Raw genomic sequence first — 7451 nt, forward strand, 5'->3', positions numbered from 1 at the left:
CCATGGTGCTTGGCATCGACGCGCAGATCGAGGCGATGCGGGCCATCTGGCCCGGGCTCGCTCTGGTCGCGCGCGAAGTCGATACCGCCATGTGGGAGGGGCCAGTGCGACCGCTGCTTCAGACCTACCGTATCGGCATCCTCTACCGGGCACCGATGCTCATTGAAAATCTCGACGCCGGGCGCCTACAGCCGCGCGTCTCGATCATCTCACCGACCCTGCGGCCACGTCGGGGAGATCCTGAAGGCCGGCTACCCCATGTCTATTACAGCGCCGATGGCGGCGTGACACTATGTCTCCTGGACCCTGAGGCGGGGGACTGGTCGCCGGCCGATCTTGTGGCGGAGACGACAGTGCCTTGGACCATCGAATGGCTGGCCGCCTATGAAGGCTGGCGCGCGACCGGAAAATGGACGGCAAGTGGCCGTCATGTGGAGGTGGCCCGTGGCTAAGACCAAAGCCCCGCAGAAGGTGCAATCGGCGCTCTGGGCGCGCGCCGCGGGGCGCTGCCAGTATCGCGGCTGCAATCAGGATCTCGTCGGTGACCTGATCTCTGGCAATGACGACGCATTGTTCGGATTCATCGCCCATATCGTGGCTGACAGCGCAACAGGCCCGCGCGGCGACCCGGTCCGTTCGCCCCGGCTGGCCAAAAGCCTCGATAATCTGATGCTCCTGTGTTCGGTCCATCACAAGCTGATCGACGTCGATGATCTGGACGGCCATCCCGAACCGCTTCTATTGGCGATGAAAGCCGAGCATGAGGCGCGGGTAGCGCTGCTGGCAGGGATCGACGAAGACCGCGCATCCCATGTTCTGCGGTTCGGCGCCAATATCGGCACGAACGAAGCCCTGGTCTCCACGCGCGCCATTTTCACCGCGATGCCGCCCGATCATCACCCGGCCAGCCAGCAGACGATCGATCTGGAAATGACCGGCCATGCATTCACCGACGCCGACCCAGCTTTCTGGGCGCTGCAGCAGGTCAATATGCAGCGCAATTTCGCCGCGCGTGTCGGTGGCCGGATCGAGCGTCAGGAGGTTCGCCACCTGAGTGTCTTCGCGCTGGCGCCCCAGCCCTTGCTGATCGAACTCGGCCGGCTCCTGTGCGATATCGTCCCCATGGTTGTGCATCAGCGCCACCGTGAGCCCGCAACCTGGGCATGGCAGCGCGACTGTCCCACGATTCGCTACCACAGGGATGAACCCGCCGGGGATCGCACGGGCGCTGTGGCGCTGAAGCTCGGTGTCAGCGCGACCATCACTGATGACCGGATCAAGCGGGTGCTGGGAGAAGAGGCAGCGATCTGGAGCCTGTGCGCCGGCGCACCGCACAACGACATCGTGCGATGTCCGGAAGATCAAGCAGCTTACCGCAAGGCACTTCGGTCCTTGTTCGATGCGATCAAGGCGCGTCACGGTGACACTGTAACGGTCCACGTTTTTCCCGCTTTGCCTGCGTCTCTGGCGGTGGAAACCGGTAGGGTATGGATGCCCAAAGCCGACCCGGAACTTCGCATCTACGATCAGCAGCGCGAGAAAGGCTTCGTTCCGGCACTCACGATCGGGGTTCTGCAATGAGCGTGAGACCAGGAAATACGGTGTATGCGCCAACGCAGTCATTCCCTGGCGAGAACCGCAAAATACGGGAGGTTCAGCCATGCCCAAGAACATCGTGATCCTGCTGGACGGCACGTCGAACGAGATCGAGTGCGATCGCACCAATATCCTGCGTCTTTATGGTGTTCTCATCAAGGATGCGGAGCAGCTTGTCTATTATGATCCGGGCGTTGGGACGTTCGGCGCGGAAGGTGCCTGGTCGCGCTTCTGGCGCAAAACGCACGAAGTCTGGGGCCTCATGACCGGATGGGGGCTCGATCAGAATGTGAAGGAAGCCTACCGCTTCCTTGTTGAGAATTACGACAACGGCAAGCGCAAAGGTGCCGAACAGGTCGAACGCGACCGCATATTCATCTTCGGGTTCAGCCGCGGCGCCTATTCTGCGCGCGTGTTGGCCGGGTTCATCCATGCGGTGGGGCTGATCGAACCGCGCAACCTCAATCTGCTCGAATATGCGTATAGAGCCTACAAGTCGATCGGCGAGGATGAGAAGCAGGAAGCCTTTGCCGAAGTGCGTCTCTATGAACGCATTCTCAATCCCGACCGACCGCCGATCCGGATGCTCGGCTTGTTTGACACCGTCGGGTCGGTCATCGAGAGCGGACGAAATGGATTACGACTGAAGTCGCACGCGTTCACGAGCAGGAATAGCAGCGTCGAATCGGTTTCACATGCTGTAGCGATTGATGAAAAACGAACGATGTTTCGGCCGCAGCTTTGGCCGGCCGATCAGCAATATTGGGGCAACCCTTTCAACAGTGCGGCAGCGCAGGCTCAGGACGTGAAGGAAGTCTGGTTCGCTGGCGGACATGGCGACGTAGGTGGCGGCTATCCCGAGGCGGACAGCGCATTGTGCAAAGTGCCGCTCCTATGGATGATCGAACGCGCCAGGCTATGTGGCCTTGGCTTCCGTCAACAGAGCGTCAACTCGATCGTCATGGGTTCCAAAGAGGGAACCAAATATGTTGCGCCGAACGTGCTGGATAGCTCTTACGATACTATGACGTTTGGTTGGTCGATCCTCGAATTCTTGCCGCGTCGAAAGCCTGAAGGCTCGTTGCGTCCCTCATTGTTCGGCATTAGCCTTCCCCTGTTCGAACGACGACGCATTCCGCAGGGCGCACGGCTTCATGGTTCTGTCGTCGAGCGACAAAAGCAGCTTGGACATCGGGCGCAAAACATCCCGGCCGCATATGAGGTGGAACCATGAACTGCACCTTATGCCCGGTCAGCGGGGAAACGTATGACGCCGAGGTCGTGAAGCGCCGCATAGGCGAACATGAGAGGCTGCGGCGATCTGAGTGTGCTTGTGCGCAGGAAACCGCCGGAACTGGATATTTACTCATGTTGCTTGGGGGAGCAGGAAATGGCTGATGCAAACGCTGTGGGTCAGGCCGATGATAGTGCCGCCAGTTTCCACGATGCCCTCACTCCCTATATTTCACTGACGCTCGCCAAAGCGGTCGGGGTGGCTGCTGCTGACCAGCTCAAGCGGTGTTTCGCTGATATCGAAGCCGTCTGCGAAGCTGAAGAGCAGTCCGCGGCATCGGATTTCACGCGATCGCCTGAACTTAAGCGCGCCGGCGCCCGCTTGCAGGCTATGTGGTATAAACGCACGCTCAAGCCCGCCTGGACGGATGATACGAAATTCATCGATGTCCAGCACCATCTGGTCATCGCGCTTGTACGCAAGGGCCATCTGGCGCTCCATATCAGCGACCCCAAGATCAAGGGACCGCTGCGTGCCGCGCTGATCGGGGAGGCCGACGCGGGCGCGCCCCTGACCTGGCTCTCGCCGATACCGCGTACAACCATGTCGGCGGCCTTTCTACAAAATGGCCAGGCACGAACTTTGTGGCTCTCGGGCGTACACAGGAGAAGCGCGACCAAAGCCGACGCCAAGATCCTGGCCGGGCAGGATCTGGACTATTCCCTCGATCCCTTTGACGACCAGAGCTTCTACTGGTCGGCCGCGCGCTCGCGGAATGCCGCGCTGGATATCACCGTCGGCGTGTCACCCAAGGCGTCGCGGGTTTGGCTGGGCAAGGCAAAATCGATCGAAGGGTTCGCCGCTTCGACGGCGCTGCTGATCAATGCAGTCGCGGCCGCCAAGCAAGAAGCCGCCGAGCCGTTCCGCTTTCTCGCGACCCCGATGGAGGCGCTCGACCCTGCTAAGGTCTCCGGTGGATATGACCTTTCGATTTTACCTCCCGATATGCTCGACGATGGCGATGAGGATGCGGAAGCTGTCAATGCCGACGCCGCGCTCGTCTTTGCCACCAATCTCGTCGCTGAGCCCGCTGACGGTTCGGACCTGTCCGTAAGCATCGAGATCAACGGTAAAACCATCGGGACGCTGACCTTCGAGGTCGCCATCGGACGCGACGGCAAAGTGAAGTTCAAGGTCTCCGATCCGAAACCGGCGGGTATTAGTGACGAGGCCTTCAGTCGCGTTAAAGCCCTGCTCGGGCGCGGCGCTGGCGTGAACATCCGCTATGACAGCGGGCATAGCGTATCTGACCGACGGGTTTATGCGTTGAGGATGCCTCGAATCCCTTTCTCGCACTTCGAGGCGGACGATTTCGGCGGTTATACGGTGAAGCAGGAAAAGCCGAATGACCTGACCAAAATCGGCGAGGAAAAGAGCCTGTTCTGCTGGGTTCAGAACACGCACAAGGGATGGCTTGCGTGCGACGATGGTGCAAATGAGAAGGCGGACTTCATTCATCTCGACGTCAGCGGCGCAAAACCAATTCTTTCACTTATCCATGTGAAAGGCGCAAAGAGCGACAAAGCCAGTCGTAAACTCTCTGTTGCGGCGTATGAGGTGGTTATTGGTCAGGCGATTAAAAATCTCCAATGGCTCGACAAGCAGGCGCTCGCAAAAGGCCTCTCCCAGGCGGTGCGCGCGACGAACTATTGGTGGAAGGATGGCCAGCCCGTTGCGAAAGAAGCGTTAGTGGATGCGATCGAAAATCTTGGCGACAATTATATCCGACAAGTGATTGTCGTGCAGCCGCATGTTACTGAAGCCGCGTGGGCGAAGGCGCAGGGGGCCGAGAATGGTGTAAACCGCCTGCGCCTTGATCAGTTGAGCACATTGCTCGCCAGCGCCTGGCGTAGCTGCAATGGGCTTGGTGCCGAGTTTAAGGTGATTTGGGCTAAATAGCCGTCACCTACCGCCATCCAAGCGGATCCCATGTCCGGCGAGCAGCTAACAAGATGGCATCTAGGCCCAGCAACATGTGAAGGCGCGGCAGCTATCAGGGATCGGGGGGCTGACCATCAATGGCTAAGTCGCGCGGCGAGCCGGTGGCTTTGCGCCATATTAACGTCGTTCAGCTATCTGGTCACCAATCTTGGAAGCTGCGGTCTGTCATACCTGTCACCAATATCTTCTGAAAATATGCTGGCAGGGAATAAACGGGCGTAATAAGCTCCGTACGGGAGCGGGGCATGGCTGAGACAATTGAAGCTGAAATTGCACAGATCACTTTCTATCTGGCAAAAGAAGATACGACTTTCGACAGCATACTCGACGACGATGCAGGACTGGACGGCAAGCTAGCCATCCGGAAAGCCGACTTTGAAGTTGACGATATCCACAATAGCGCGTGCCCAACTAAAACCGACTATCTCGCTTACATAAAGCCCGCGATCGAGGACACTCACGGTCGGGATTATACGCTCTGCCTCTGGCTCCTGTTTAACAAGGCCGAGGCAAAACCCGGCAAGAGCGATATCCCGCTGATCTCGCAGTCCGAGCTTAAGCTCATGCACGATCACCTTCGGCGGATTTGTAAATTTCGGGACATCGTCATCCGGTTCATCCCGGTGAAGGTGACGAGATACACGCAATTGAAAAAGAACAAGCAAGCCGCATAATTGCGAGAGGGCAGAGCAGCGATGACATCTCCCAATTTTGAGCACCTCAAAGCTCACATTCTTCCGTTATCCGTCGCATCGAATTTCGAGGCAGCGCGTCAGGAATGGGATCTGGTCGCTGTCGAGATTAGCGACGAGTGGGATAATTGCCCCTGCGGGCAGGACATCAAGGAGCATTGCTACATTCGCAACCGCCACAACGGCAACAGCACCTATGTCGGCAATGTCTGCATCAACCGCTTCATCCAGATCAGTACCGGAAACCTTTTCGACGGTTTGAAGCGCATCGCCCAAGATGAAACCGCGAATGCCAATAACGATTTGATCGAGCACGCCTATCGCATGGGCTACCTGTACAGCGAGAAAGAGTATCGCTTCCTTTTGCAGACTGCTCGCAAGCGCATTCTCTCGCAGGCCCAACTGGATTGGAAGCGCAAGATCAACCGCCGCATCCTCGCACAAACGATCGTGCAGCGCCGGACGAAACGCTAGGCAAGTACGCCGTTAGCGGGTCATGAATGTATGGCAGCTTTCGACGGGGTAAGATTTGCCAGTAGACGACGGCTTTGTCGAAGGGTTTCGGGCGCCGGCAGGCGTACGAAAGTCTCACATGTACGACCCGCGGGGCCTCAGGCGATAGGCTATGGGGATTTCGGGTCGGCGCCGTTTCGGGGACTGGCACAATCGCCGGTAGGGTGCGATGGACGGGAACCAGGCGGTCGGCATTTTGTCCGGAGCGGGCAGCATAATCGGTGCGTGCTGCCATCATTCTGGTTGTGAGCGGCGGCATGGATCGCTTCCAGGGCAAGCGCCGGGGTTTCCTGCCACGACGCTTTGACAGGATGGATATGGAGCAGTTCATGCCGGTTCATCACGTAATCTCCGGGATCGGCATCAGGATGTCCGGCGGTGCCCGCGGCTGTCGCCAGCGTTCGAAGGTCTCGATGATGATCATATGCCCGCCGCAGCAAGGGCATGGTGGTCGCAGATCGACGGGCTCTTCGAGGATCGCCTCGTCAGGCGGCGCAGCTACCTCGAGCAATGCGCGAGCACGCGCGAGGTTGGCTTTGCGCGATGAGCTGGCCAGCAGACCGTAATGCCGGATACGATGGAAGCCACGAGGCAGGACGTGCGACATGAACCGCCGGATAAACTCGTCGGTCGCGAGTGTCATAACGCTTTGGCGTTCGGGGCCATCGCGACGGTAATCTTTGTAGCGCAGCGTGACGCCCTTCTCGTCGAAGCTGATCAACCGGCGGTTCGAGATGGCGATCCGGTGGGTATAGCGGGACAGATAGGCGAGCACCGCTTCAGGGCCCGCAAAGGGCGCCTTTGCATAAACCACCCATCGCGTCTTCCGGACCGGCGCCAGATGACGCAGGAAGGCGCGCCGTTCGGTAAGTGATGCGAGCGATCCGAAGAAGGCGAGCTTACCGGCGTCATAAAGCTGGATCAGCCGGCTTAGGAACAGTCGGCGGAACAGCTTGCCTAGGACACGCACCGGCAAAAGGAAGGCAGGGCGCGTCGATATCCATCGCGTCCCGTCGAGTGCGATGCCGCCACCCGGCACCACCATATGGACGTGGGGATGGTGCGTAAGGGCCGAGCCCCATGTGTGGAGCACGGCGGTGATCCCGATCCTGGCGCCTAGATGCCTGGGATCGGCCGCGATAGTCAGCATGGTCTCCGACGCTGCCTTGAACAGCAGATCATAGACCACCGCCTTGTTCTGGAAAGCGACGCTGGCGATCTCCGCCGGTAGCGTGAAGACCACGTGGAAGTATCCGACCGGCAAAAGGTCGGCTTCGCGCTCTGCCAGCCAGGTGCGCGCGGCCGCGCCCTGGCACTTTGGGCAGTGCCGGTTACGACAAGTAATGGGCGTTTCACATTACTTGTCTTATGGGCAGATCCAGTAATGGAGAGCTGGCAGTGACCCGTTGGCCCCT

6 protein-coding genes and 1 pseudogene are annotated in these 7451 nt (G+C 59.1%); 6 read left to right on the forward strand and 1 reads right to left on the reverse strand.

The window, feature by feature from the left end; genetic code table 11:
- Positions 1-2: 2 nt before the first annotated feature.
- The 6 genes from ACODSR_RS18645 (at position 3) to ACODSR_RS18670 (ending at position 5997) form a co-directional block, all read left to right on the forward strand.
- Positions 3-452, forward strand: coding sequence for a type II CBASS E2 protein (locus ACODSR_RS18645; RefSeq protein WP_489078102.1), 450 nt, complete (start codon positions 3-5; stop codon positions 450-452).
- Complete coding sequence (locus ACODSR_RS18650) at positions 445-1581, forward strand: SAVED domain-containing protein (RefSeq protein WP_489078103.1); 1137 nt, start codon at positions 445-447, stop codon at positions 1579-1581. The genes ACODSR_RS18645 and ACODSR_RS18650 overlap by 8 nt, the downstream gene beginning before the upstream one ends.
- A 79-nt stretch (positions 1582-1660) precedes the next feature.
- On the forward strand, positions 1661-2830 hold the full coding sequence (locus ACODSR_RS18655) for a T6SS phospholipase effector Tle1-like catalytic domain-containing protein (RefSeq protein WP_489078104.1): 1170 nt from the start codon (positions 1661-1663) through the stop codon (positions 2828-2830).
- Between the two features lie 156 nt (positions 2831-2986).
- Positions 2987-4789, forward strand: a complete 1803-nt coding sequence (locus ACODSR_RS18660; RefSeq protein WP_489078105.1) for a hypothetical protein — start codon at positions 2987-2989, stop codon at positions 4787-4789.
- 287 nt (positions 4790-5076) lie between these two features.
- A complete protein-coding gene (locus tag ACODSR_RS18665; RefSeq protein WP_489078106.1) occupies positions 5077-5505 on the forward strand; it encodes a hypothetical protein in 429 nt (142 codons plus the stop codon).
- 21 nt (positions 5506-5526) lie between these two features.
- A complete protein-coding gene (locus ACODSR_RS18670) occupies positions 5527-5997 on the forward strand; it encodes a hypothetical protein (RefSeq protein ID WP_489078107.1) in 471 nt (156 codons plus the stop codon).
- Between the two features lie 379 nt (positions 5998-6376).
- On the opposite strand, the pseudogene ACODSR_RS18675 reads toward ACODSR_RS18670, so the two are convergent.
- Positions 6377-7378: pseudogene (locus tag ACODSR_RS18675) on the reverse strand (IS91 family transposase); the annotation flags it as partial.
- Positions 7379-7451: the final 73 nt, after the last annotated feature.

The sequence above is a fragment of the Sphingobium sp. FG125 genome (assembly GCF_057809795.1).

Excerpts from the sequence above, each read along its gene's own strand:
- ACODSR_RS18645 (WP_489078102.1), top strand. The coding sequence starts at position 3 with ATGGTGCTTGGCATCGACGCGCAGATCGAGGCGATGCGGGCCATCTGG.
- ACODSR_RS18660 (WP_489078105.1), top strand. The coding sequence starts at position 2,987 with ATGGCTGATGCAAACGCTGTGGGTCAGGCCGATGATAGTGCCGCCAGT.
- ACODSR_RS18655 (WP_489078104.1), top strand. The coding sequence starts at position 1,661 with ATGCCCAAGAACATCGTGATCCTGCTGGACGGCACGTCGAACGAGATC.
- ACODSR_RS18670 (WP_489078107.1), top strand. The coding sequence starts at position 5,527 with ATGACATCTCCCAATTTTGAGCACCTCAAAGCTCACATTCTTCCGTTA.
- ACODSR_RS18665 (WP_489078106.1), top strand. The coding sequence starts at position 5,077 with ATGGCTGAGACAATTGAAGCTGAAATTGCACAGATCACTTTCTATCTG.